The sequence below is a fragment of the Ructibacterium gallinarum genome, assembly GCF_014982785.1.
In the GTDB taxonomy this organism is placed as follows: domain Bacteria; phylum Bacillota; class Clostridia; order Monoglobales; family Monoglobaceae; genus Ructibacterium; species Ructibacterium gallinarum.
Map to the genome: position 1 here is coordinate 63,780 of NZ_JADCKB010000001.1, position 25,549 is coordinate 89,328.

Below are 25,549 nucleotides of genomic sequence, written 5' to 3' on the forward strand. Positions count from 1 at the left end.
TTCACCTCCTGAATATACGAATATCTATTATGAACATGGTTCATAAAGAAAAATCATTTTGACGCAGGGCACTCTCCCTGCAGTTTTCAGAAATTATTCCTGACTACTGCCAAGCATTATTTCTTCTTATTCGCTATGGTCTTTTTCGGACCTTTGCGGGTTCTGGCATTGGTTTTGGACCGCTGACCGCGAACCGGCAGACTCTTTCTGTGACGAAGTCCTCTGTAGCAGTTAATTTCCATCAAACGCTTGATGTCCAGAGCGATGTCTCTGCGCAGATCACCCTCCACATTGTAGTGGTCAATCTCCGCTCTCAGCTTGGACACTTCGTCCTCCGTCAGGTCACGGACTCTGGTGTCCGGATTAACTCCCGTTGCTGCCAGAATTTTCTTGGAAGTAGAAAGACCAATTCCAAAGATATATGTGAGACCAATCTCAACTCTCTTTTCATTGGGCAAGTCTACACCTGCAATACGTGCCATAAAATTTTTCACCTCCATTGATTTTTTCAGAAAAAAACAGTGGAGCAGAATTTCACCCGTTTTTCACGGCGTCAGCTTATCGCTGAAAGTGGTGAATAAGCCTGACCCTGCTCCTACTTTGGTTCCCTTACGAGTTCCATCAGCCTTGCTTCTGCTTATGCCGCGGATTCTCACAAATCACCATAACTCTGCCTTTTCTTTTGATTATTTTACATTTTTCACAAATAGGTTTTACGGAAGGTTTTACTTTCATTTCCTTCACCTCCTGAATTTGTACTCGCCCGTTTAAAGACACTTTCACCCATTAAACGAACTATTCTATCATATCACACAAGATATAGGTTGTCAAGCTTTTTTTTCTGTGCTCTATCCAAACTTCCATAGAAAAAACGTGCTTTTCTGGTTGATTTTGCCTAAAATTACAGTATCATAGAATCCTTCTGTTCCGGTGATGCATCCTCTTCCATAGGATTTGCTGCCTCTCCTGTTTCCTGATCCTGTGCAAATTTCACCGTAAGCGTCCCTACTTCGTCTGATAGCTGCTGGATCTTTTTCTGGATCCGTTCCTTTTCGCTGCCTTCTGCCGGGGTTGGCTGATAATTATTTCTGTTGCTTTCTGACGAAATAGAACAAGGATAAACCACATAATCCAGTTTGTCCTGCACTTTTCCATCTCTCAAAGTAAAAGTCTGCTGATAAATCATGGTATCCTTATCCCGTGGATTCTGATTTCCGCCAAAGCAAAAGTTTCCCATGCTATAAACGATCATCCGTCCACGATATTCCTCAATCCCCTGCATCACATGGGGGTGATGTCCTATTACCAAATCAGCGCCTGCATCTACCGCCGCATGGGCCAAAGCAATCTGACTCTGTTCCGGCACAGTACTGCCTTCAACTCCCCAGTGTACCTGTACCACGATCAGCTCAGCCCCTTCCTGCTTGACCTGCTCCATCGCCTTGGGAAGATTGGATTCCGCTGTGCCATTGAGTGCATAAAGCCCAATCAATCCAACTTTGACCCCTTTTACCTCTTTTACGGCCGTATTCAGATTTTCAAACCAGGTGATTCCTGCTTCCTCCAAATATTTTTTGGTATCGGTAAAGCTTATCTCACCGTAATCCCGGCTGTGGTTATTGGCCAGCGTTACCGCTTCCACACTGCCTTTGGTCAAAATGTTCACATAGGCCGGGTCGCCCCGAAAAGCAAAGGTTTTATCTTCCCGACTGCCGCCGGTTGTCAGCGTCCCTTCCATATTCACAATAGTAAGGTCATCTGATGCAAAAATGGGTTTCACATTACGGAAAAACCAGCTGTAATCATTTCCCTGGGCTTCCGCCTCCACCGGAAGCGTTCTGCCGCCAAAGGAGACATCTGTTCCCAAGGTACAGTCACCTGCACAGGATATGGTGATCTGTCTTTGCGTATTTTCCGCCTGTGCTTCCTGCCGGGTCTGCATATCCATATCACCGGAAGCAGGGATCTCCCCACCACATCCGGAAAGCATCACCAACAGCAATACAGCCAAACCAGCAATTCCTATTTTTCGCATCTGTTCTCCCTCCTGCTTTTCGGACCTTAACCTTTTGCCACCTTATTTAGCGCGCCATGTGATCCGCCCCTTGGTCAGATCATAGGGGGAGATCTCTACCGTCACTTTATCTCCGGGCAGAATTCGGATAAAATGCATACGCAGTTTTCCCGAAATATGCGCCAGTATTTGATGGCCATTTTCCAGTTCTACCTTAAACATGGCATTGGGCAACGCTTCCAACACGGTACCCTCTACCTCCAAAACATCTTCCTTGGACATACTTTTTCACCTCCCTGACGCAAACTCGGTTTCCTGTTTCCGCAATAAATCCCGAATCGCACGGCGCACCGACGTATTGTTCACACGTTCTGGTTCCGTATCGATCCAGCCGCAGATCAGACCTGTGCTTATCACATGTTTTTCTTTTTTCTTTTTTAAATGGTTCACCTTTCTGCGTTTTCCATCACACAGGAAAACATACGGCTTCTGCACCGAAAGCACCAGAAAATATTCTCTCTTGTCGTGACCGGCCAGCACCTGCACCAGCTCCCCTCGGCAAAGTCTCCCAGAGCTTTTCATCTCCGGTTTGCCTCCGGCAAAGTCAGTAGATATGGATCACCGCTTGTAATCAATACACTATTTTCATAATGGGCGGCCATCTTGCCATCCCGTGTACACACGGTCCATTCATTTCCACTGACATAATATTCCTTGGCGCCTTGGCAAACCATGGGTTCAATTGCCAGACACATTCCTGCACGAAGCCGTATTCCGCGCATATGGGTGACATAATTAGGCACCTCGGGATCCTCATGAAGATCAGCACCTACACCATGCCCGCAATAATTTCTTAAAACAGAATATCCGTTTTTTTCTACATACTCCTGCACGGCCCGGGATATATCTGAAATTCTGTATCCTTCCCTTGCAAAAGCCAGAGCTTCAAAAAAGCTCTGCTTGGTTACATCCAGAAGGCGCTGGGTCTCCGGTGCGATTTTCCCCACTGCAAAGGTTCTGCAAGCGTCTCCATGATACCCTTTATAACACGCTCCCACATCTACGCTTACAATGTCGCCTTCCTCAAGCACGCGCTCACCGGGGAAGCCATGAATAATTTCATCGTTAACACTGGCGCAGATACTGCCTGGGAAACCTCCGTATCCTTTAAAAGAGGCTGTACACCCCTGAGATCGGATGTAATTTTCCGCCACCCGGTCAAGCTCCATGGTTGTAACCCCTGGCTTCACCGCTTTCCGAACCGCTTCCAACGTTTCATAGGTGATACGTCCGGCAACTTTCATCTTTTCTATCTCTGACTTTGATTTGATTGCTACCATATTAGTCCTCCAGCGCTTTCAGTACTTCCGCTGTAGTATCTGCAATTTCTTCCTGTCCATGTGCTGTCCGCAGCATTCCCTTATCAGAATAATACTTCAAAAGGGGTTCTGTCTGGGTATGATATACAGCCAGCCGGCTCTTCACAGTCTCTGGCTTATCATCTGCACGAGTTACCAGCTTCCCGCCGCAATTATCACATACACCCTCTACCTTTGGCTTCCGGTATTCTGTATGGAAGGTTGCCGCACACTGGCTGCACTCTAAACGTCCGGAAAGACGGGCAATGATTTTTTCATCTGGCACTTCAATATTAAGTACCTTATCAATTTGAATGCTGGAAGCATCCAATGCTTCCGCCTGCGCCAGCGTCCGGGGAAAACCATCTAAGATAAATCCGTTTTTACAATCCTCTTTGGAAAGCCGGTCATCCATGACCTGAATCATGATATCATCCGGTATCAGATTGCCGCCATCTATGTATGTCTTTGCCAGCTTGCCAAGTTCAGTTCCCTCTTGAATATTATGACGCAAAATTGCGCCGGTAGAAATGGTAGGGATACCGAAATGCTCGCTCAGCTTTTCCGCCTGCGTTCCTTTTCCGGCGCCCGGCGCTGCCAATAATATAAGTCTCATCTGATCCATATCCTTTCCTTGGCTGAAACTTCTGTCCGTCTTATAAATGGTACAGTCCAGCCCGCTGTAAAATCCGCCTTGCGGCGGCTTTCTTTTGTTTTTTTGTAATAAACACGGATAGAGCAGACCCCGCTTGTGCTATGCATAACCGGTTTCTACTCTTCCGTAAGCCGCACCTTAAGTGCGCCATATTCTTTTTTATTCCAAAAATCCCTTGTAGTGCCGCATGAGCATCTGAGATTCCAGATCCTTTACCGTTTCCAGCGCAACACCAACCACGATCAGGATAGAAGTGCCGCCGATGGCAAAGTTGGAAATATTGAGTCCCAGGTTCATGAAAATAGGCAGAACCGCGATCACCGCCAGGAATACAGCACCCGCCAGAGTAATTCTGGAAAGTACCTTAGAAATATATTCCGAAGTGGGCCGTCCCGGACGGATACCAGGAATAAATCCGCCATTTTTCTTCATATTGTTCGACATTTCAATTGGATTAAACTGAATGGCCGTATAGAAATAGGTGAAGAAAATGATCAGCAGGAAGTACAGAACAGCATAAATCCAGGACTGGGTGGAAAATGCCCACAAAAAGCTGCCCCAGAAACCTTCCTGTCCCGGCTGAACACCGAAGAAACTGGCAATGGTTCCCGGAAATGCCATAATGGACATGGCAAAGATGATCGGAATAACACCTGCAGCCGCAACCTTAATCGGAATATGGGTGCTCTGCCCGCCATACATTTTTCTGCCTACCACACGCTTTGCATACTGTACCGGAATCCGACGCTCTGCTTCATTCATGGTTACAACAACACCAACCACAACCAGCGCCAGTATCAACAGTGCAACAACGCCCAGCCAATTCAGGCTTCCACTCTGCACATATGCCCAAAGCGAGGTAAACATGCTTGGAAGTCTCGATACAATACCCGCAAAGATGATTAGAGAAATACCGTTACCAACACCTTTTTCGGTAATCTGTTCGCCCAACCACATCAGGAACGCCGTTCCTGCTGTAAAGGTTGTAATAACCACAACCGCACTTGTCCAGCCCGGGTTGGTTACCGCATTGTAAGAATCCAGCAGGAAATAAAGTCCCACTGCCTGAATCAGCGCCAAAATCACCGTTCCATAACGCATCATCTGTGCAATCTTTTTTCTGCCGTCTTCGCCTTCCTTTTGCATCCGCTCAAGAGCAGGAATTGCAACGCACAGCAGCTGCATGATAATGGACGAGTTGATGTACGGGGTAATGCTCATCGCAAAAATCGTGGCGTTCTGAAACGCACCGCCGGACACCAAATCAATAAATCCAAACATGGAATTTTCTGTACTGAATAATGCTTTCATCTGTTCCGGATCAAGCAGCGGAACAGGAATACAGGATCCCAGACGGAAAATCACCAGCAAAACAAAGGTGTATATCAATTTTTTTCTTAAATCGATGATCTTCCATGCATTTCTGATCGTTTCGAACATGCTTATACCACCTCTGCCTTTCCGCCTGCAGCCGCAATCTTTTCAGCAGCGCTCTTGCTGAATCTCTTAGCCTTTACGGTAAGATTCTTATTGAGCTCGCCGCGGCCCAGAATGACTACGCCGTCACAAATCTTAGAGATGATGCCGGCTTCTTTCAGCGTTTCCGCCGTAACTTCTGCACCGTCTTCCAGCTTGTTCAGCGCTTCTACATTGACGGATACATACTGCTTTGCAAAAATATTGGTAAATCCGCGTTTCGGAAGTCTGCGGTAAATCGGCATCTGTCCGCCTTCAAATCCGGGACGTACACCGCCGCCGCTGCGGGCATTCTGGCCTTTGTGTCCTTTACCAGCCGTTTTCCCATTGCCGCTTCCGTGACCTCTTCCTACACGGAACGCCTTTTTCTTAGAGCCTTCGCTCGGAGATAATTCATGGAGTTTCATTGTGTCCACCTCCTCCTTTTTGTTCAAAATTCTTTCTGAAACCCTTGGGGATTCCTCCCCTGTTTCCGCTTCGGCCTATACCGCTGCGGTTTTTACTCGGATACCTCTACCAGATGCTTTACTTTAAAGACCATGCCGCGAATTTGCGGAGTGTCATTTTTCTCTACTGTCTGGCCAATTTTCTTCAGTCCCAGAGCAGCTACTGTTGCAATCTGGTCTTTTTTGCATCCGATGGTACTCTTTTTCAGTGTGACCTTGATCGTATTCGCCATGGATAAACCCTCCTGTCTTTCTTTCTATAATTACCCGAGGATCTCTTCCGGCTTTTTACCTCTGAGCTGTGCAACCTCTTCTACACTCTTGAGAGATGCCAGACCCTCTATGGTCGCCGCAACAACATTCTTCGGATTGTTGCTGCGCAAACATTTTGTACGAATATCTCTAATTCCTGCCAGTTCCAATACCGCACGCGCCGGACCGCCGGCAATAACACCGGTACCTTCTGCAGCCGGCTTCAACAGTACACGTCCTGCGCCATACTCACCGATGATCTCGTGAGGAATGGTGGTCTTGACCATAGGAACCGTTATCATATTTTTCTTTGCGTCATCAATACCCTTGCGGATCGCGTCAGGAATTTCTGCCGCTTTTCCCATGCCGCAGCCTACGTGACCATTTCCGTCACCAACTACAACCAATGCGCTGAACCGGAAGGTTCGTCCGCCTTTTACAACCTTTGCGACACGGTTCAGATGTACAACCTTTTCCTGAAGGTCCAATACGTCTGCGTCAATCCGCGGCTGCTTTTTGGTTCTTTCGCCTTTTTCTGCCATTTATGTTTCACCTCTTTCTCATCGATTAGAATTTCAGGCCGCCCTCACGCGCTGCCTCAGCGAGTTCCTGTACTCTGCCGTGGTATACATATCCGCCTCTGTCAAAGACAACTTCACTGATACCCTTTTCCGCCGCTTTTTTTGCGATCAGCGCTCCAACCGCTTTTGCAGCTTCCTTGTTGCCGCCGTAATTCGCTTTCAGCTCTGCATCCAGAGTCGATGCGGAAACCAGAGTATTGCCCGCTGTGTCGTCAATGATTTGTGCGTATATGTTCTGCCGACTCCGGTACACGCACAGTCTGGGGCATTCGGGCGTTCCGGATACCTTTTTCCGGACTCTCGCGTGTCTGGCAAGTCTTGCTACATTACTGTTTATCTTCTTAATCATTCCGTTTGCACCTCCTTGCGGTTATTACTTCTTGGAACCGGTCTTACCTTCCTTACGTCTGATATGCTCATCAACGTACTTAATACCTTTGCCCTTATATGGCTCAGGCGGTCTCTTTTCACGGACGTTTGCCGCAAACTGACCAACTTTCTGCTTATCCGGCCCGGAAATAATGATCTGGTTCGGCTGCGGAACCTCAATGCTGATTCCGTCAATCTCCTCCATCTCTACCTGATGAGAATAACCCAGGTTCATCACCAGTTTATTACCCTGCTTCGCCGCTCTGTAACCAACACCGTTGATTTCCAGCTGCTTTTTGAACCCTTCTGTCACACCCACAATCATATTATGGAGCAGGCTCCGGGTAAGGCCGTGCAGCGATCTATGCTCTTTATTGTCCGTCGGACGTTTTACTTCTATCGTATCACCGTTTTGCTCTATCATCATATCCGGGGCAAACTGCTGTTTCAGCTCGCCTTTGGGACCTTTTACGGTTACTTCGTTATTTGCCCCGACCGTAACGGTTACCCCAGCGGGAACCCCGATCGGCATCTTTCCTATACGAGACAATGCTTTCTCCTCCTTTCTTACCAAATAAATGCCAGCACTTCACCGCCTACGTTCTGACGGCGTGCCTCCTTATCAGTCATTACGCCCTTGGACGTGGATATAATCGCAATTCCCAGGCCTTTGAGTACCTTGGGCAGCTCATCCTTTGACGCATATGATCTCAAACCGGGCTTGCTGACTCTTTTCAGTCCGGTAAGCACCTTTTGCTTGTTCTCTCCGTATTTCAAAGTAATACGGATAATGCCCTGAAGATTATCATCAATCACTTCTACGTTCTTGACATACCCTTCATTTAGCAGGATATTTGCGATTGCCTTTTTCATATTTGAAGCCGGAATGTCAACACTGGTGTGTCTTGCGTTGTTGGCATTTCTGATTCTTGTCAGCATATCTGCGATCGGATCTGTAATATGCATGAGTTCTAACCTCCTTCTTATCGGGATCAAGAGGCCGGTTTGGTTTTCCGTATCTGTTGTTTAAACCACCTGTCCTCTTTGTTCTTCATTCTTGTGCCGCTTACCAGGACGCCTTTTTTACGCCCGGAATCTGGCCTTTGTATGCAAGCTCGCGGAAGCAAATTCTGCAAATACCAAACTTACGAAGATAGGCATGGGGTCTGCCGCAAATCTTACATCTGTTATATTCGCGGGTCGGGTATTTCTGCTTTCTCTGCTGCTTGACTATCATTGACTTTTTCGCCATGAGCTTTTCATCCTCCTTATCCGGTACTTATTTCGTAAACGGCGCGCCCATCAGACTCAGAAGCTCTCTTGCTTCCTCATCCGTCTGTGCGGTGGTTACAAAAATGATATCCATACCACGGATCTTATCGATTTTATCATAATCTATTTCAGGGAAGATAAGCTGTTCCTTTACGCCCAGGGCATAGTTGCCGCGGCCGTCAAAGGAGTTGGGGTTAATCCCGCGAAAGTCACGTACACGCGGAAGTGCCGCGTTAAACAGACGGTCTACAAATTCATACATCTTTGAGCCCCGCAGGGTTACCTTACAGCCGATGTTCATTCCCTCTCTTACTTTAAAGGTCGCAACAGATTTCTTCGCTTTGGTGATTACCGCCCTCTGGCCTGCAATCATAGTCAGATCATTGGCAGCGCTCTCTACGGCCTTGGAATTTTCTCTCGCATCACCTACGCCCATGTTGATGACAACTTTATCCAGCTTCGGAATCTGCATTACGCTTTTATAGTTGTACTTTTTCATCAGAGCGTCCTTGATTTCTTTTGTGTACTTCTCTTCCAGTCTCATTTAGAGTGTAACCTCCTTCCTTTTCAAATTAGAATGTTTCGCCGCACTTCTTACAGTAACGAACATGGGTTCCGTCCTCCAGAACCTTACGCCCAACTCTGCTGGGTGCGCCGCACTTGCCGCAAACATTCATAACCTTGCTTGCGTAAATCGGGGTTTCCTGCTTGATGATTCCACCCGTTTCACCCATTCTTCTGGGTTTTTTATGTTTGGTGGCCATGGAAACACCTTCAACGATAACCATGCGCTTTTCCGGGTTTACAGACAAAACCTTACCTTTTTTGCCCTTGTCCTTGCCGGACAAAACCACGACTTCATCGCCGGTTCTCACGTGCATTTTCGCCATTGTCTTTCCTCCTTTTCCTACTTAAAAGGCTCACGCATGCCGTTTTCAACACGGCTGCGGTCTATTCTTACAGAACTTCCGGCGCCAGGGACAGGATCTTCATATAATCCTTATCTCTCAGCTCTCTTGCCACCGGACCGAATATACGGGTTCCACGAGGGGTCTTGTCATCTCTGATGATTACCGCCGCATTTTCGTCAAACCGGATCTTGGATCCATCCGGACGCTTTACGCCGTTTACACTGCGCACGATAACCGCCTTGACAACGTCTCCTTTTTTAACAGCACCGCCGGGCGTTGCTTTTTTTACAGAAGCAATGATCACGTCGCCGATGTTGCCGTAACGCCGGAAAGATCCGCCCATTACACGAATGCAGAGGATTTCTTTTGCTCCGCTGTTGTCCGCGACCTTCAATATTGTCTGCTGTTGAATCATATCGGACTTCCTCCTATCTTATATATTAGGAAATTGCCTGTGCAATCTTCTATACCGGAGCCTAGGCTCCCAGGTACCACGCTTTGCGAAAATATTTTCCGCAAACAGCGTTTTATTTTGCTTTCTCTACGATCTCGACCAGACGCCATCTCTTGTCCTTGGACAACGGGCGGGTTTCCATTACCTTTACTCTGTCGCCGATTCCGCAGATGTTGTTCTCGTCATGCGCTTTCAGCTTATAGGTTCTCTTCATAACCTTGCTGTAAAGTGGGTGCTTTTCGTGCTCCTTGATCGCCACAACGATGGTTTTATCCATTTTATCGCTTACGACCTCACCGATCCGGGTCTTACGGTAATTACGTTCACTCATTCTTTACACCTCCTACGCATTCAAGCTTGTGTTGATTCCAAGCTCTTTTTCCTTCAGCACGGTTTTGACTCTTGCAATGTCCTTCTTGACGCTAACAATTCTCATGGGATTATCCAGCTGGTTGGTAGCGTTCTGGAAACGAAGGTTAAAAAGCTCTTCCTTTAAGTCCTTGATCTTATCTTCAAGCTCCTGCGTTGAAAGGTCTCTTATATCCTGAATTTTCATTAACTATCACCTTCCGTTTCTTGGTCAGCCTTTCTGACAAACTTACACTTGAGCGGAAGCTTGTGCATGGCAAGACGCAATGCTTCCCGCGCAACTTCTTCGCTCACTCCGCCGATCTCAAACATCACTCTGCCGGGCTTTACCACAGCTACCCAATACTCAGGCGAACCTTTACCACTACCCATACGGGTTTCAGCCGGTTTCGCCGTTACAGGCTTGTCAGGGAAGATCTTGATCCATACCTGACCACCTCTCTTGGTATAACGGGTCATAGCAACACGGGCAGCCTCAATCTGATTGCTGGTTACCCATGCCGGGCTCATGGCCTGCAAGCCATACTCGCCGTATACCACTTTATTGCCGCGGTGTGCAGCGCCTTTCATTCTTCCGCGCTGTACCTTTCTGCGTTTAACTCTCTTCGGTGATAACATTATTTTCTGCCTCCTTCTCTGCGTCTGGGAGCAGGTTTTCTCTCCTCGGTTCTGGAAGCGTTTTTGCTTTCAGCCAAAATCTCGCCTTTATAGATCCAGACCTTGACACCCAACTTGCCGTAGGTGGTATTTGCCTCGGTAAAGCCATAGTCAATGTCCGCTCTCAGCGTCTGCAGCGGGATGGTTCCCTCATGATACTGCTCTACTCTTGCGATTTCTGCACCGCCAACACGTCCGGCCACGCAGGTCTTAATTCCCTTTGCACCCATCTTCATGGTGCGGCCCATACACTGTTTCATTGCCTTTCTGAAGGAAATACGGCGCTCTAACTGAGACGCAATGTTTTCGGCAACCAACTGTGCACTCATATCGGGAACTTTCACTTCGATTACGTTTAAGATGATGGTCTTGCCCGTCATCTTTTCCAATTCCTTCTTCAGCTTTTCAATCTCACTGCCGCCTTTACCAATTACGATACCCGGTTTTCCTGCATGAATGGAAATACGGATTTTATTGGCAAACTTCTCGATTTCTATTTTATCAACTCCGGCCAGGAATAATTTCTTTTTGAGGAAAACTCTGAGGTTATAGTCCTCTACAAGACTGTCACCGAAGTGTTTTTTGTCAGCAAACCAACGAGAGTCCCAGTCCTTAATAATCCCGACTCTGAGACCGTGCGGATTAACTTTCTGACCCATATTTTTACCTCCTATCTTATTCCTTCTCCCGAAGTTTTAATGTGATATGACTTGTCTTTTTATTAATACGGAACGCGCGTCCCTGTGCTCTGGCCTGAATCCGCTTCAGCGTGGGGCCCTGATCCGCATAGATCTCTGCAACATAGAGATTTTCCACATTCATCTTGTGGTTGTTCTCCGCGTTGGCCATGGCGGATTTGAGCAGCTTCTCCACAACCGGACTTGCGGCCTTGGGGGTATTTCTTAAAATCCCCAGCGCTTCGCCGACAGACTTGTTTCTGATCAGGTCAATGACGATGCGGACTTTTCTGGGCGCAATACGTACATGCGTAACTTTTGCTACTGCTTCCATGTTCTGTTGAGCTCCTTTCATCTATCTGTTTCCTCGGTGCGATTATTTCGAGGTTTTCGCACCGGCATGACCTCTGTACGTTCTGGTGGGTGCAAATTCGCCCAGCTTGTGGCCGACCATATCCTCACTCACATAGACCGGAACGTGCTTTCTTCCATCATAAACCGCAATGGTGTGTCCGACCATATCCGGGAATATAGTAGAAGCTCTTGACCAGGTCTTTAAAACGGTTTTTTCGTTCTTTTCGTTCATAGCGACAATTCTGGCGAGCAGTTTCGCATCAACGAAAGGTCCTTTTTTAATACTTCTTCCCATTTCATTCCCTCCTTACTTACTGTTGCGTCTCTTCACAATAAATTTATTGGACTGCTTCTTCTTGTTTCGGGTCTTGTATCCCAGTGCAGGCTTACCCCACGGAGTAACCGGGCTCGGCATACCGATCGGAGACTTACCTTCACCACCGCCGTGCGGATGGTCGTTCGGGTTCATAACAACACCGCGGACCGTCGGACGGAAGCCCATGTGACGTTTTCTTCCTGCTTTACCGATATTGATATTGGAATAATCCGTATTACCCACCTGACCGATAGTAGCACGGCAATTCAGCCGAATCATACGAACCTCGCCAGAGGGAAGACGCAGCTGTGCATAGCCATTCTCCTTTGCCAGGAGCTGTGCGGTGGTACCCGCGGAACGAACCAGCTGACCGCCTTTTCCAGGATTCATTTCGATGTTGTATACCAGAGTACCAACCGGGATGTCTTTCAGTTCCATAGCGTTACCTGGCTTAATATCTGCACCTTCACCGGAAACAACAACATCGCCCTTTTTCAGTCCCAGCGGCGCTACGATGTAATTTCTCACGCCGTCTTCGTATTCGATCAGTGCAATGTTTGCACTTCTGTTTGGATCGTATTCAATGGAAAGTACGGTTGCATTCATACCGTCTTTGTATCTCTTGAAATCGATCACTCTGTATTTTCTCTTGGTACCGCAACCACGGTGACGAACGGTAATCTTCCCCTGCGCATTGCGCCCTGCCTTGCTGGACAGCGGACGGAGAAGAGCCTTTTCCGGTGCCACCTTGTCAATCTCTTCAAAGGTGGAAACCGTCATATGACGCCGTGACGGGGTCGTAGGCTTATACTTTTTAATACCCATTTTTCATTCTCCTTATCTGCAAATTTTTTCGCGCGCAGCGCATCAAGACTCAAACAGCTCAATGGTTTTGCTTCCCTCTTTGAGCTTGACAACCGCTTTCTTCCAGTCAGCACGCTTACCGGAAAACACACCCTGTCTTTTGGGTTTGCCGATATAGTTCATGGTGGTAACCTTCTCCACTTCCACTTTGAAGATTTCCTCTACCGCTTTTTTTATCTCGATCTTGTTTGCGCCCTTTGCAACCTGAAAAGTGTACTTCCGGTCCGCAACCTGATCCATACTCTTTTCGGTAATGATCGGTCTAATAATGATATCATGTGCCAGCATTAGGCGTACACCTCCTCAAGCTTCGTTACCGCATCCTTTAAGATGATGCATTTGGTATACTTCAATACTTCATAGGTGTTGATTGCTCCCACATAAGTAGTAGCTACTCCCTTAATATTTCTTGCCGAAAGAACGGTATTCTTGTCGTTTTCCGGAAGTACAATCAACGCCTTTTCATTTACGTTCAGGTTCTTGAGCAGTTCAACAACCTTTTTGGTCTTAATCTCATCGCAAGAGAAAGAATCCAGAACAATCAGTTCATTCTCCTCTACTTTCGATGACAGTGCCGACTTCAGCGCCAGCCGTCTTACCTTTTTATTCAGCGTATATCTGTAATCTCTGGGCTTGGGGCCAAGAGCTACGCCGCCGCCAACCCACTGAGGAGCACGGATGCTTCCCTGACGGGCACGTCCGGTTCCCTTCTGACGCCAGGGCTTGATACCGCCGCCGCGAACCTCGGTCCGGGTTTTGGTGCTCTGCGTACCCTGTCTCTGATTGGCTAAGTAGTTTACCACTACCTCGTGCATAACATCGGGACGAACCGCAACGCCAAACACGTTTTCATTCAAATCCATACTGCCGACAACCTTGCCGTCTGCATTATAAATATCTACTGTAGGCATTCTCTATTTCCTCCTCTCTCTGCGGGTTAAGCGTTTGCCTTAACTGCGTTTTTCACAACCAGCAATCCGCCCTTGGGTCCGGGTACCGAACCCTTTACCAGCAGAAGATTGCGCTCTGTATCTACCTTTACCAGGTCAAGATTCTGAATGGTAACCGTATCCACACCATAGTGACCAGGCAGCTTCTTTCCTTTGAACACACGGGACGGATCCGAACATGCTCCCAAAGAACCAGGGCCTCTGTGATAGTGAGAACCGTGGGTCATAGGGCCTCTGTGTGTCCCCCATCTCTTGATGGTGCCTGCATAACCATGACCTTTGCTGGTGCCAGTTACATCAAGTACATCGCCGTCCTGGAACTGTTCTACACTCAGAACATCTCCCACATTCATTTCTTCCGCACCGTCAAGTTTGAACTCCTTGAGGTATTTCTTCACCGGAACGCCAGCCTTTGCAAAATGGCCTTTCTCCGGCTTGTTGCTGCGGTTTTCCTTTTTGTCCTCAAACCCGAGCTGTACGGCGCTGTAGCCGTCTACTTCTACGGTTTTCTTCTGGACAACAGGACAAGGACCAGCCTGAATTACCGTTACCGGAACCAGATTGCCGTCCTCTGTGAAGATTTGGGTCATACCAATTTTTTTACCCAAGATCGCCTTTTTCATTTTTCTTTCCTCCTGTTTGACACAGGCAGCGGTTTCTTTCAAAACATACCTGCGGGTTATTGGTTGACTTTCGCCAACGTGACCTAAATTTTTATTGTTTCCCCATTCAGGGGCTGCTTAAGCAGAGCATTTTCGCCCTGCGTGAGGCCGTAAACTAAATTTTCAACTCGATGTCCACGCCTGCCGGCAAATCCAGATGCTTTAACGCTTCAATGGTTTTATTGGTGGGACCCAAAACATCGATCAGTCTCTTGTGCGTTCTCATTTCGAACTGCTCACGGCTGTCCTTATACTTATGAACCGCTCTTAAAATGGTAACAACCTCTTTCCGAGTCGGAAGCGGAATCGGTCCTGATACCTTAGATCCCGTTCTGCGTGCGGTTTCTACAATTTTTGCCGCACTCTGATCAATAAGATTGTGGTCATAAGCTTTTAATCTGATTCTGATTTTCTCTGCTGCCATGCTATACCCTCCTTAAAGAATAAATAATTTACACCGTGCCGGGCGTTTCGCACGAGCTTAAAATGAAACCCGAATCCGACAAGTCCTTTCGTGGACAACGGCTTCGGGACGTACAGACGCAACTTAACCAAACTGCGGTATCAGCATACTACCGCACGGCATTGTCTTCTGTATTCGCAATAGAAAGTGTGACCTTTCCGCCCGTTTTTGTCAACCGGACAATCTCCTCCGAAATTTCCAAAAGTGCCGTAAACACGGCCTTTTGCCACCTCCGGAATCATCGTATGTCTTTGTCACGCCTAAATATTATACTACTCCTACCTTTTACTGTCAAGTTTTTTTTTCTATTTTGCCTGCTTTTTGAAACTTTTGTCTATTTTGTCCTGTTTTAACAAATAAAATACTACTATCATAGCATTTATATACAAACAGATATTATTTCTCTTTTTTTTGCTTCCAAACGTACATTTTTGCTGTCAAAGGCGGCAGGGTCAATTTTATCTCTTCCTGTCTTCCTTCCAAAATTTCCTTTGCTCCGCCACAGCATTCCCGCATTACCATTCCTTCCGCCTCCGGAAGCGCAAATACCGCAGTCTGTTCTTCAAATCCGCGGTTTACAGCGCAAAGGGCCAGACTGCCCCCGTCTTTGTCACCGAACACGTTCCGGCCGCCGCGGAAACGGCGCAGATAGGCATATACGTCATTCCTGGCATACACAGGCTCAAAATACCCCCGGCGCAGACAGGATAGCCGATTCCTAAGCGCTCCCAGTTTTTTGTACCAGGAAAGCAACTGAGGATCCACTGCACGCCACGGGAAAGTACCTCGATTAAAGGGATCCTTCCCGCCCTGCATTCCCACTTCATCACCGTAATAGATGCAGGGTACACCGTAAAAGGTCATCTGCATAAACACCCCCAGCATCAATCTTTGGGAGGCCAGTTCCTCCATGCCGGAGCTAAGGCGGCTGGCACCACAGTCCTCATTCATTCCACCCAACAAAGATTTTACCCGCATGGTATCATGAGTACCTAAAATATTCATCAGGGAATACGCTGTTTCTATGGGGTAATTTTCAAGCTGCGACATAATTCTGCGGCTCATGGCTGCGGCATCCCACCATCCCATCAAAAAACCCAGGACCTGCTCTTTAAAAGGATAGTTCATTACACTGTCCAATTCCTCGCCCAGCAAATATTCCCGTTCTTTCCCGTATGCTGTCTTATGAGAAGCGTCCTCCCATACCTCACCAATCAGTACAGCCTCGGGATTTTCTTTTTTCAGTTCTTTCCGGCACATTTTAATAAACTCGTCCGGAAGCTCATCTGCCACATCCAATCTCCAGCCGGATGCACCCCGGTGTATCCAGCGTTTAATGACCGCATCTTTATCCCGCAGGATATAATCAAGATAGGAAGGTTCCATCTCGTTGACATTAGGCAGATTGCTACACCCCCACCAACTGTTGTAATTGGGATAATCGGTAAACTGATACCACGGCCGATATGGTGAATTCGGATCCCGCCATGCCCCCGTATGTTCCCCATAGCTGCCGTACTTATTGAAATAAATACTGTCCGCACCGGTATGACTGAAAACACCATCCAATATGATCCCAATGCCATACTTCTCTGCTTCTTTACAAAGCAACGCAAAATCCTCTTCCGTTCCGAACATAGGGTCAATGGTTTTATAATCTGCCGTATCGTATTTATGATTGGAATACGCATCAAAAATCGGGTTCAGATACAGAACTCCCACACCCAGCCTTTTTAAATAAGGAAGCTTTTGCATAATCCCCCGAAGATTTCCGCCATAAAAATCATTACAGGCCGGCCCATCCTCATAAGGATGCCGCTGAAAAGAAAGTGGTTCATGCCAGTCATAATGTATCATGTAATCTTCTCTTTTGCGGGGAATTCCCTCCGGTCCGTGCACCCCAAAAAAGCGATCTGGAAAGATCTGATACATGATTCTTTCCCGGAACCAGGCAGGAGTATGATATTGGGGGGCATAAACGGTAATCTGGTAGCTATTGGCCGCCGGCGAGGACGCCATCTGCCCTACACCACCCAGTCCATCAGCGTTGTTAAAATAATACAGGGTTTCTTCCTTCCCTTCTACAATAAAATCATACCAGAGCAGCTGTGGTGTATTGCCAGTAAAAAGTTCTGTTTCATAAAGCCGTTTATGCCCACCATCCTCTACAATTTCCATGGGGAACTGCGCCTGCCCGTCTTTTCCAAACACCCGAAGCCATACCTTCTGCGGTTCCTTCTCCGAAATCACCTGCATCCGTAAAACAACCGTAGTTCCTGCCGGAACTGCCCCAAAAGGCGTCCGATATCGCAAATCCTGTGAATTATGAAAAAGCTTCATAATATTCCTCCATTCTACCCGCGTACCTTTTTCTTACTTTAGTATAATATGTAAATTCATATCTTTCAACCATGATTCTTACCAAAAATTTTTCCTATTGTAGTTTTTCTCTTTGTTTTGTTTAAATCCACAAAACCAATTTACGGTTTTTGTATGTTTTATCCAAGCATTGTTTATTTTTTAACAATTTCTACAAAACGAAAACACCTCTTGAGAAAATATTTGTAAATCCTCCCAAAAAAACATTGAAATTCTATAAAGACTGCGGTATAATAAAATGAAAAAAAGGGAAATGCGGCCATCGGATCTACATACTCTCATTCAGGAATCCTACAGGGCGCACGGAAAAGGAGATGAAAACATGGAAGGAAATTTTGAACAGGATAACGTAAGAGAAATTACCCGCCGCATTGCAGAACTCCGGGACGCCTGCGGTTACAGCCAAGATGAATTTGCGCAAAAGCTGGGGATTGATCCACAAGTATATCACGCTTATGAGCAAAACGCAAGCGCCATCCCCGTCAGTCTGATTTGTAACATTGCCAATCTCTGCGGAGTGGAACTTTCAGAAATTATGACCGGCATTAGTGCCAAGCTTCACACGCTGCAAATTGTCCGATCCGGCGAGGCCAAAAGTATGAAACGTTACCCCGGATACCGGCTGGAGGATCTGGCACACCGTTTTGCCAACAAAACCATGCAGCCCATTATGGTTACCATTCTTCCCAATGACCCGCCGGCGCCGCTGGTATCACACGGTGGCCAGGAATTTAACTATGTACTGGAAGGCAGCATTGAACTGCGCTGGGGTGAAAAATCCTTTGTACTGGAGGCCGGTGACAGTGTTTATTTTGACCCGGTGCACGAACACGGTCAACGCTGTGTAGGTGAAAAGCCTGCCCGGTTCCTAACTATTATTGCTGAATAAGTTTGTTATATATGTTATATATAAGGAAGCTTTTGCTTTTGCAAAAGCACATGATATTTAGAAAAAGGAGCGCATGCTGATGTTATTGGATCGTTTTTTGCCCAGGATGGATTTTGACTCTTATGAGGATTTCAAAACCAATTACCGGGTTAATGTCCCGGAGTATTTCAACTTTGGCTTTGACATTGTTGACGCCTGGGCAGAACAGGAAAAAGATAAAAAAGCCCTCGTTTGGTGTGATGATCACGGTACAGAAAAGATTTTTACCTTTTCTGATATAAAACGGCTGTCAAACCAAGCAGCCAACTTCTTTCTTTCCATCGGAATTAAAAAAGGGGATGCGGTCATGCTGATTCTCCGTCGCAGATGGGAATACTGGATTTTGGCTACAGCCTTACATAAACTGGGTGCCATTTTGATTCCGGGCACACTGCAGCTGACCACAAAAGATATTGTTTACCGGGCGACAGCCGCAGATGTAAAATGCATTGTCTGTCTGAATGACGATTTTGTTATTGAACAGGTGGAAGGCGCACAGCCCAAAACGCCCTGCCTGAAACATAAAATATTGCTGGAACGGCACAGAGACGGCTGGCTTAATTACGAAGACTGTATGCAGGGTATGTCTGAAGAACTGACACCGCCTGTCGGAGACCAACGTACCCGCTGGGATGATTTGATGCTGGTATTTTTCACCTCCGGAACTACTGGAATGCCCAAAATGGTACAGCATAACTGTGCCTATCCGCTGGGACATATTGTTACCGCAAAATACTGGCAGCAGGTGCAGGAAAATAAACTGCATATGACGGTTTCTGATTCCGGATGGGCAAAATTTGCCTGGGGGAAAATATATGGGCAATGGATTTGCGGCGCAGTGATTTTTGCCTATGATATGGACAAGTTTGTACCTCTTCGCCTTCTTGAAACCATTACCAAATATCAGGTAACCACTTTCTGTGCACCGCCTACCATGTTTCGATTTATGCTTCAAGAAGACCTTTCTAAATTTGACTTGTCTTGCATCAAACACTGCTGCACCGCAGGCGAGCCGTTGAACCCGGAAGTTTATAACCGCTGGCTGGAATGGACTGGCCTACATTTATGTGAAGGTTTTGGACAGACAGAATCTACCGTATTGCTTGCCAATTTCCCTTGGTTCACTCCCAAGATTGGATCGATGGGGAAACCCTCTCCCCTCTACGACATATGCCTGCTGAACAACCAGGATGAACTTACTGCTGACGGTGAAGAAGGCCGTATTGTTGTACGGGGTATCAAAGAAAATCCGCCGCCAGGCCTTTTAACCGGTTATTACAAAGATCCGGAACTGACCCAAAAAGCAGTAGGAGGTCCGTGGTATGATACCAATGATGTAGCATGGCGTGACGAAGACGGATATTACTGGTTTGTAGGCCGGGATGACGACGTTATCAAATGCTCCGGTTACCGCATTGGCCCCTTTGAAGTAGAAAGTGCTCTTATGGAGCACCCATCTGTGGTGGAATGTGCCATTACTGGCGCGCCTGACCCCATTCGGGGCCAAGTGGTCAAGGCCACTATTGTTTTGGCCCGGGGCTGGGAGCCTTCTCCCGAATTAATCAAAGAGCTTCAAAATCATGTGAAGCATACTACCGCACCGTACAAATATCCCCGCGTTGTGGAATTTGTGGATGAACTCCCCAAAACATTAGGAGGCAAAATCAAACGGGCACAAATCCGCCGTGAGGATATGCAGCGGCACGAAAACAACTGATGTATCTTCTGCCGCCGGAAGCAAAATCTCTGCTTTCGGCGGTATTTTTGTTTGTCTTCTTTCTGTAACATTAGTGTAACCTTTCTATTACACAACCGTAAGGGTAAAATCCTTTTTTTGGCGTAAAATCACTTATTTGGAGGCTTTTTACCTTTGACAAAGCCCTTTTACTGTGGTATACTGACCACAAAGTAATAATTTATTTTTTAGGAATCGAGGTACAAAAAAATGAGCTTAAGAAAGAAAGTACTTTCCGGCGTCATTGCCGCAGCTATGTTGGGAACTGCCGTTATTCCAGCAATGGCAAGAGAGTTTCCCGATACAGCATCCCATTGGGGTAAAGACGCTGTTAGCGTATGGAGCGACCGCGGCGTGGTCAAAGGAGACGATCAAGGGAATTTCCGCCCCGATGATTCTGTGACCCGGGCTGAAACCGCAACCATTTTGGACAATTTGATCGGATATCAGAAGCAGAGCAACAAGGTCTTTTCCGATGTAGCCAAGGAAGACTGGTATGCCGGCGCTATTTCCCGCCTGTACGAAGCACAGGTCATGACCGGATATGAGGACGGTACCGTTCGTCCCTCTGCCGCTATTTCCCGGCAGGAAGCCTCTGTCATGATTGCCAGAGCCTTTGGCCTTGAGACAGACAGCGCCAATGTATCCTCTCTTGACGTTTTTGGTGACCGGAATCTGGTGGGCGATTGGGCACAAAACGCTGTAGCACTGATGGCAGAACGGGGATATATCCAAGGAAGCGATGGTCTTTTCCGTCCCACAGACCCCATTACCCGTGCGGAGATTGTTACCATTCTTAATAATATGGTGGCCATTTATGCAGACGGTACCCAATCCGTTTACACCGGCGGCGATTACAGCAACAAAATCGCTGTTATCAAAGCCGATGTGACTTTTAACGGGGTTACCATTGGTGGTGCTGTTATTAGTCCTGCTGTTAGCGGACGCGTTAACTTTAACAGCGGTACAGTCATTAACGGCCGGCTTTTAGATTTAACCACCGATGCTACCATCGGGACTTCCGGTGCCACCATCGGCTCCCAATCATCACCCAACAAGTCGGATGATGAAACCAATAATAACTATAACGGCGGGAGTTCCATCATTAATGGCGGCGGCTCCTGGGGCGGCGGCAGCAGCGGCGGTTCTTCGGGCGGAAGTTCTAGTTCCACAAGCTACACCGTAACCTTTAATCCCAACGGCGGTATGTTCGGCGGCTCCTCTCAGTCATTCAGCGTTTCTTACATCCGTCGTTCTGCACTAAAAACACGTCAGCCCAACAATCCTTCTAGGACGGATTATACCTTCAAAGGCTGGTATTATACTAAATCAGCAGCAGACGATCTGGATGAATCCAAGCTGGTTGACATGGAAACTTTGGTCACCACCAATCTAACTCTATATGCCGGCTGGGAACGCAATTATAGCAAATACGGCTATGTTGAACCTGCCAAAGGCACTGATATTTGCGGCTATGGCAAGGATGCAGATGAGTTAATGGAAAACGTGAAAGTAGTTAGTACGCAAAACGAAAATGAATTTCGCGCTACCGGCGAGTTGCTCTATGTGCATGACTACAGCGGATTCCAGGGGTCTTTGGGACAAGAAAAGCAGGGATACTTCCTGGCACTGACTTATACTCTGCCTTCCAATCTGGCAAAACCGGAAAATGCTGAGCTGAAAGTAAAACACTTAAGCGAAACCACATACTCCCGCTTTACAGAAGACAATCTGACCTATACTCACGTCTTCAAGATAGACAACAGCAACAAGACCACCGACATTGTCTTTACCATTGATTTAGATGGAGAAGATAGCGACAGATATCTGCCCACAGAACTGGTGATCGACATTTCTACCATTTCCTTTGGCGAAGTGACCGTTGTTTCCAAAGACGTCACCACCGAAGCTGAACTGGTCGAAGCGCTGGCAACTCCCAATGTAACTGATATTGTTGTGAAAAATGCCATTACATTGGGCAAGGATAAAACCTATGAGTCTACCGGAAAACGCAAAACGGTTACCGTCAATGCACCTCTCACACTGGCGGACGAATCCACAGTAACCATAAAGAACCTTGACTTTAAGACACCGGACAAGACCATCGTTTCCAATCTGATTGTCAGCAACGCAAGCAAAGCCAAGAACTTCACCTTTGAAGGCAATACCGTAACCGGTGCGTTTGCCTGTGTTCTGCCGGACATTCTTTCTGGTAATGTAACCATCAAAGACAATGTATTTACCAACACTTATACGGAAGACGGCGGCTTTGAAGGTGATATTGGCAACAACACCTGTCTGACCACCCGGGAACACGAGGGAACCTATGTTGTGACGGGCAATACCTTTGATCAATACAGTACCGCAGTTACTTACTATGTTACTTCGCCGATTGAATTTACCAAAAACAAATTCCTGGATAACGATAAAGATATTTTGGGTGGAAGCAATGAAAGCATTTCTGATTACAGCTATAATTACTTCAAAGACGGTCCGGTCATCGTGGATGCTTTCTATGTAATCGACCCGGTATATACCGATGAAGCCTGCAAGACTTTAAGTGAAAACACCAGCAATGACGCTTACCTTAAAGTAACCAGCAAAAATGCGGCAGCTACTTATATTCGGACACTCAGCCTTTCCGATACGCTGTATCTGAAAGACGATACCGATGAACTGACCATCACCGTAGTTCCCAAAGACGTCCGTGACACTGTTACAATTACCGGCGGAACCGCTGTAGAGGATCAGGAAAACACTGTAAGCGCAAATAAGGATGTCACTGCGCTTTCCATCACCATTGGCGATGGAGAAGCCAAATCGGTAGCCATTGCACAAAGCGCCGCATCTGTGGAAGCAGATATTTACATCTCCACCGACAAAGCTGCGGTTATCGGAAAGAACGAAACCGCTCTGTTGAAATTAACTGCGCAAGATCCCGATACAAGCTGGCCAACTTATATAGCAGAAAAATCTTTGAGCGGTTTGAAAGACAGCGATACGCTTTATGTGGGCATTTATCCGAAAGACCAATATCAAAAAGTGAATGAGATTGGCTTCCAAAACAGCAAAGGCATCTTTTCCTTCGCTCTTGAAAACAACGTAACCGCCATTCCCGGCAGTGTTCTCAATGCCGTCTATGGCGAATATGACTACATGAACTTTGCTTTATCCACCCAGACACCACAAAAAACAGCTTCTTATAGAATCAGCTTTATTGAAGCAACCGCAAACGATGCTTTGGTTTGGAATCCGGAAGACATTGTTGGAACGTATGCTTCGGACAGTGTTGCTGGAATTTCCATTGAAATTACTAAGGATGGAGAAAATGTTGTAAGCCGGATTGTGGAAGAGGTTACCACTGCGGGCGATCCCACAACACCGGGCAGCTTAAATGTCTCCCATTTTTATAACGCCAATGGGGAAAAACAGTTTACACAGATCAAGGCTGGATACGGCGTTAATCTCTATATGACCGTAGGTGCTGATACTTTAACTACAACCGAAGCCAAAAGCGTTAAAATTGAAGGCGGCAGCGTTGAAATTCCTGCCGGAACCGTTTTTGGTAAGAAAGTAATGCCAGCAGCTTAAAACAACGTTTATAAAACTCGAAAGGGGGTTACGGCCATTGGCCGTAACCCCCTCAGTTTTTTGCAACCACCAGCATTGCCGGTGGTCATGACTTTATCCAATCATTTGTTTAATATCTTTCCGCACGAGATTTGCCAGCTGCTCTGCCTCTTCGGGTGTCCTGCCCTTGAGCAGGCAGTATAGTTTAATCTTCGGCTCTGTGCCAGATGGACGAATAATAAAGTTATTCTGATCCTCCAGCTCCAAATATATCACATTGGATACCGGCAACAATATCTTTTCTGTTTTTCCCGTGTCCACCTCAGTACGAATAGAAGTCTGATAATCCCGTACTGCCAACACCTTTTTCCCAGCCACGCTCTTCGGCGGGTTTTTACGGATGGCTTCCATAATAGCCCGGATTTTGTCAAGCCCCTCAATACCTTCCATGGTGACCGATTCTACCTGCTCCCGGTAATATCCATATTTTTGATACAGCTTCTCCAGCTGTTCCAGCAAAGAACTGCCCTTTTCCTGATAATAAAGCGCCATTTCTGCGATCAGCATCGTGGCAACCACCGCATCCTTATCACGGGCATAGGTACCTTTCAAGTATCCGTAGCTCTCTTCAAAGCCAAAGAGATAAGTTCCCTTACCAGTTTCTTCCGACTCTTTGATCTTTTCGCCGATAAATTTAAAGCCGGTCAACACCTCTTTCATTTCTACACCGTAATAGTCACAGATCGCCTGAATAATATTGGTGGTAACAATGGTTTTTACCACATATCCGTCCCTTGGCAGTTGCCCTCTCTCCTTAAGACTGCTCAAAATGTACTCTGTAAGCAATGCACCCACTTGATTCCCGGTAAACGGAATATATTCTCCCTGCTGATCCCGCACCAAGATCCCCACACGATCAGAATCCGGATCCGTTCCTACAATTAAATCCGCTCCACAATCACGAGCATAGCCAATGGCAAGGGTAAATCCTTCCTTATTTTCCGGATTGGGAGAAGCCACCGTAGGAAAGTCTCCATCCGGCTTTTCCTGTTCTTTGACCACAACCACATTATCAAAGCCAATCCGTTTTAAAATCTTGCGTACCGGTTTGTTTCCCGCTCCATGGAAAGGAGTATAAACAAACTTTAAGGTATGTCCTTTTTCTTTCGCCAACTCCGGATTGATACACTGGGCCTGTACACAATCAAGGTATGCGTCTTCGACCTCATCGCCCATCCACTCAATCATGCCATTTTGAACCGCCTGCTCAAAATCACAGCGTTTGATTCCGGTAAACATATCCGTCTGATTGATTTCTTCCAGTACAATATCCGCAAGCTCCGGATTCAACTGAGCGCCGTCTGCCCCATATACTTTATAACCGTTGTATTTAGCGGGATTATGGCTTGCGGTTACCGCTATGCCTGCCGTTGCCTTTTTATATCGAACCGCAAAAGAAAGCTCCGGCACGGGCTTGAGTTCCCGAAACAAATAGGCCTTGATTCCGTTGGCAGCCAGAATCATTGCCGCTTCACGGGCAAATACATCTGATTTGTGCCGGCTGTCATAGGCAATGGCCACACTGCAAGCTGTTCCCTTTGGGTTGGTACGCAAAAGCTGATTGGCAAGTCCCTGGGTCGCCTGTCCTACCACATAAGTATTCATCCGGTTAGGTCCGGCACCAATCACACCCCGAAGCCCCGCCGTGCCAAATTCTAACGTTCGGTAAAACCGATCCCGAATTTCCTCTTCATCACCGCGAATTGCCTCCAATTCCTGTACCGTTGCCGCGTCGGCATGGTCCAGCCAATTTTGATATTCTTGCATGTAATCCATA

General features: G+C 47.0%; 34 protein-coding genes. 3 read left to right on the forward strand and 31 right to left on the reverse strand.

Going from position 1 to position 25,549, the window contains the following annotated elements; genetic code table 11:
- Nucleotides 1-116 precede the first annotated feature (116 nt).
- The 30 genes from rpsM to INF28_RS00485 all read right to left on the reverse strand — a co-directional run bounded on the left by rpsM (nt 117) and on the right by INF28_RS00485 (nt 17,440).
- Complete coding sequence (gene rpsM, locus INF28_RS00340; RefSeq protein ID WP_226391477.1) at nt 117-482, reverse strand: 30S ribosomal protein S13; 366 nt, start codon at nt 480-482, stop codon at nt 117-119.
- Between the two features lie 139 nt (nt 483-621).
- The gene (gene rpmJ, locus INF28_RS00345; protein ID WP_226391478.1) at nt 622-735 is read right to left on the reverse strand and encodes a 50S ribosomal protein L36; all 114 of its coding nucleotides are present in this window, start codon (nt 733-735) and stop codon (nt 622-624) included.
- A gap of 166 nt (nt 736-901) precedes the next feature.
- The gene (locus INF28_RS00350; RefSeq protein WP_226391479.1) at nt 902-2,035 is read right to left on the reverse strand and encodes a CapA family protein; all 1,134 of its coding nucleotides are present in this window, start codon (nt 2,033-2,035) and stop codon (nt 902-904) included.
- A gap of 42 nt (nt 2,036-2,077) precedes the next feature.
- Nucleotides 2,078-2,296: a translation initiation factor IF-1 gene (gene infA / locus INF28_RS00355; RefSeq protein ID WP_177617669.1), complete on the reverse strand. Its 219-nt coding sequence runs from the start codon at nt 2,294-2,296 to the stop codon at nt 2,078-2,080.
- 6 nt (nt 2,297-2,302) lie between these two features.
- Nucleotides 2,303-2,596, reverse strand: coding sequence for a KOW domain-containing RNA-binding protein (locus tag INF28_RS00360; protein ID WP_226391480.1), 294 nt, complete (start codon nt 2,594-2,596; stop codon nt 2,303-2,305).
- On the reverse strand, nt 2,593-3,354 hold the full coding sequence (map, locus tag INF28_RS00365) for a type I methionyl aminopeptidase (protein ID WP_226391481.1): 762 nt from the start codon (nt 3,352-3,354) through the stop codon (nt 2,593-2,595). Before map ends, INF28_RS00360 begins: the two co-directional genes overlap by 4 nt.
- Nucleotide 3,355: 1 nt before the next feature.
- Nucleotides 3,356-3,988 carry an adenylate kinase gene (locus INF28_RS00370; RefSeq protein ID WP_226391662.1) on the reverse strand — a complete coding sequence of 211 codons (633 nt, stop codon included), beginning with the start codon at nt 3,986-3,988 and terminating at the stop codon, nt 3,356-3,358.
- Nucleotides 3,989-4,186: 198 nt separating this feature from the next.
- Nucleotides 4,187-5,467: a preprotein translocase subunit SecY gene (gene secY / locus INF28_RS00375; protein ID WP_226391482.1), complete on the reverse strand. Its 1,281-nt coding sequence runs from the start codon at nt 5,465-5,467 to the stop codon at nt 4,187-4,189.
- Nucleotides 5,468-5,469: 2 nt separating this feature from the next.
- Nucleotides 5,470-5,910 (reverse strand): 50S ribosomal protein L15, encoded by a 441-nt coding sequence (gene rplO, locus INF28_RS00380; RefSeq protein ID WP_226391483.1) that lies wholly within the window; start codon nt 5,908-5,910, stop codon nt 5,470-5,472.
- Between the two features lie 92 nt (nt 5,911-6,002).
- Nucleotides 6,003-6,182: a 50S ribosomal protein L30 gene (gene rpmD / locus INF28_RS00385; RefSeq protein ID WP_226391484.1), complete on the reverse strand. Its 180-nt coding sequence runs from the start codon at nt 6,180-6,182 to the stop codon at nt 6,003-6,005.
- Between the two features lie 30 nt (nt 6,183-6,212).
- Entirely contained in the window at nt 6,213-6,743 is a 531-nt protein-coding gene (gene rpsE, locus INF28_RS00390) for a 30S ribosomal protein S5 (protein ID WP_226391485.1), read from the reverse strand.
- A gap of 25 nt (nt 6,744-6,768) precedes the next feature.
- On the reverse strand, nt 6,769-7,131 hold the full coding sequence (gene rplR / locus INF28_RS00395; RefSeq protein ID WP_226391486.1) for a 50S ribosomal protein L18: 363 nt from the start codon (nt 7,129-7,131) through the stop codon (nt 6,769-6,771).
- Between the two features lie 24 nt (nt 7,132-7,155).
- Entirely contained in the window at nt 7,156-7,701 is a 546-nt protein-coding gene (gene rplF, locus INF28_RS00400) for a 50S ribosomal protein L6 (RefSeq protein ID WP_226391487.1), read from the reverse strand.
- Nucleotides 7,702-7,718: 17 nt separating this feature from the next.
- Nucleotides 7,719-8,117, reverse strand: a complete 399-nt coding sequence (gene rpsH, locus INF28_RS00405; RefSeq protein ID WP_226391488.1) for a 30S ribosomal protein S8 — start codon at nt 8,115-8,117, stop codon at nt 7,719-7,721.
- Nucleotides 8,118-8,217: 100 nt separating this feature from the next.
- Entirely contained in the window at nt 8,218-8,403 is a 186-nt protein-coding gene (locus INF28_RS00410; protein WP_226391489.1) for a type Z 30S ribosomal protein S14, read from the reverse strand.
- 27 nt (nt 8,404-8,430) lie between these two features.
- Nucleotides 8,431-8,967 (reverse strand): 50S ribosomal protein L5, encoded by a 537-nt coding sequence (gene rplE, locus INF28_RS00415; protein ID WP_226391490.1) that lies wholly within the window; start codon nt 8,965-8,967, stop codon nt 8,431-8,433.
- Between the two features lie 28 nt (nt 8,968-8,995).
- Nucleotides 8,996-9,313, reverse strand: a complete 318-nt coding sequence (gene rplX, locus INF28_RS00420; RefSeq protein WP_226391491.1) for a 50S ribosomal protein L24 — start codon at nt 9,311-9,313, stop codon at nt 8,996-8,998.
- A 67-nt stretch (nt 9,314-9,380) separates the two neighbouring features.
- Nucleotides 9,381-9,749: a 50S ribosomal protein L14 gene (gene rplN / locus INF28_RS00425; RefSeq protein WP_226391492.1), complete on the reverse strand. Its 369-nt coding sequence runs from the start codon at nt 9,747-9,749 to the stop codon at nt 9,381-9,383.
- A 112-nt stretch (nt 9,750-9,861) separates the two neighbouring features.
- Nucleotides 9,862-10,119 (reverse strand): 30S ribosomal protein S17, encoded by a 258-nt coding sequence (gene rpsQ / locus INF28_RS00430; protein WP_226391493.1) that lies wholly within the window; start codon nt 10,117-10,119, stop codon nt 9,862-9,864.
- Nucleotides 10,120-10,131: 12 nt separating this feature from the next.
- On the reverse strand, nt 10,132-10,344 hold the full coding sequence (rpmC, locus tag INF28_RS00435) for a 50S ribosomal protein L29 (RefSeq protein WP_226391494.1): 213 nt from the start codon (nt 10,342-10,344) through the stop codon (nt 10,132-10,134).
- Nucleotides 10,344-10,775 (reverse strand): 50S ribosomal protein L16, encoded by a 432-nt coding sequence (gene rplP, locus INF28_RS00440; protein WP_226391495.1) that lies wholly within the window; start codon nt 10,773-10,775, stop codon nt 10,344-10,346. Before rplP ends, rpmC begins: the two co-directional genes overlap by 1 nt.
- Complete coding sequence (gene rpsC / locus INF28_RS00445; RefSeq protein ID WP_226391496.1) at nt 10,775-11,473, reverse strand: 30S ribosomal protein S3; 699 nt, start codon at nt 11,471-11,473, stop codon at nt 10,775-10,777. Before rpsC ends, rplP begins: the two co-directional genes overlap by 1 nt.
- Before the next feature lie 16 nt (nt 11,474-11,489).
- Complete coding sequence (rplV, locus tag INF28_RS00450) at nt 11,490-11,825, reverse strand: 50S ribosomal protein L22 (protein WP_226391663.1); 336 nt, start codon at nt 11,823-11,825, stop codon at nt 11,490-11,492.
- A 42-nt stretch (nt 11,826-11,867) separates the two neighbouring features.
- Complete coding sequence (rpsS, locus tag INF28_RS00455) at nt 11,868-12,140, reverse strand: 30S ribosomal protein S19 (RefSeq protein ID WP_226391497.1); 273 nt, start codon at nt 12,138-12,140, stop codon at nt 11,868-11,870.
- A gap of 12 nt (nt 12,141-12,152) precedes the next feature.
- Nucleotides 12,153-12,986 (reverse strand): 50S ribosomal protein L2, encoded by an 834-nt coding sequence (gene rplB, locus INF28_RS00460; RefSeq protein WP_226391498.1) that lies wholly within the window; start codon nt 12,984-12,986, stop codon nt 12,153-12,155.
- Between the two features lie 42 nt (nt 12,987-13,028).
- Nucleotides 13,029-13,313 (reverse strand): 50S ribosomal protein L23, encoded by a 285-nt coding sequence (gene rplW, locus INF28_RS00465; protein ID WP_226391499.1) that lies wholly within the window; start codon nt 13,311-13,313, stop codon nt 13,029-13,031.
- A complete protein-coding gene (gene rplD / locus INF28_RS00470; RefSeq protein ID WP_226391500.1) occupies nt 13,313-13,936 on the reverse strand; it encodes a 50S ribosomal protein L4 in 624 nt (207 codons plus the stop codon). Before rplD ends, rplW begins: the two co-directional genes overlap by 1 nt.
- Nucleotides 13,937-13,962: 26 nt before the next feature.
- Nucleotides 13,963-14,598 carry a 50S ribosomal protein L3 gene (gene rplC / locus INF28_RS00475; protein WP_226391501.1) on the reverse strand — a complete coding sequence of 212 codons (636 nt, stop codon included), beginning with the start codon at nt 14,596-14,598 and terminating at the stop codon, nt 13,963-13,965.
- A gap of 154 nt (nt 14,599-14,752) precedes the next feature.
- Nucleotides 14,753-15,061, reverse strand: a complete 309-nt coding sequence (gene rpsJ, locus INF28_RS00480) for a 30S ribosomal protein S10 (protein ID WP_226391502.1) — start codon at nt 15,059-15,061, stop codon at nt 14,753-14,755.
- Nucleotides 15,062-15,496: 435 nt separating this feature from the next.
- Nucleotides 15,497-17,440: a glycoside hydrolase family 13 protein gene (locus INF28_RS00485; protein ID WP_226391503.1), complete on the reverse strand. Its 1,944-nt coding sequence runs from the start codon at nt 17,438-17,440 to the stop codon at nt 15,497-15,499.
- 361 nt (nt 17,441-17,801) lie between these two features.
- Between INF28_RS00485 and INF28_RS00490 the strand changes: the two genes are divergently transcribed.
- The 3 genes from INF28_RS00490 to INF28_RS00500 all read left to right on the forward strand — a co-directional run bounded on the left by INF28_RS00490 (nt 17,802) and on the right by INF28_RS00500 (nt 23,733).
- Nucleotides 17,802-18,368: a helix-turn-helix domain-containing protein gene (locus INF28_RS00490; protein WP_226391504.1), complete on the forward strand. Its 567-nt coding sequence runs from the start codon at nt 17,802-17,804 to the stop codon at nt 18,366-18,368.
- A gap of 79 nt (nt 18,369-18,447) precedes the next feature.
- A complete protein-coding gene (locus INF28_RS00495; protein ID WP_226391505.1) occupies nt 18,448-20,124 on the forward strand; it encodes an AMP-binding protein in 1,677 nt (558 codons plus the stop codon).
- Between the two features lie 228 nt (nt 20,125-20,352).
- Complete coding sequence (locus INF28_RS00500) at nt 20,353-23,733, forward strand: S-layer homology domain-containing protein (RefSeq protein ID WP_226391506.1); 3,381 nt, start codon at nt 20,353-20,355, stop codon at nt 23,731-23,733.
- Between the two features lie 93 nt (nt 23,734-23,826).
- Here the strand turns inward: INF28_RS00500 and INF28_RS00505 are convergent, their stop codons facing one another.
- Nucleotides 23,827-25,548: a phospho-sugar mutase gene (locus tag INF28_RS00505; protein WP_226391507.1), complete on the reverse strand. Its 1,722-nt coding sequence runs from the start codon at nt 25,546-25,548 to the stop codon at nt 23,827-23,829.
- Between the last annotated feature and the right edge of the window lies 1 nt (nt 25,549).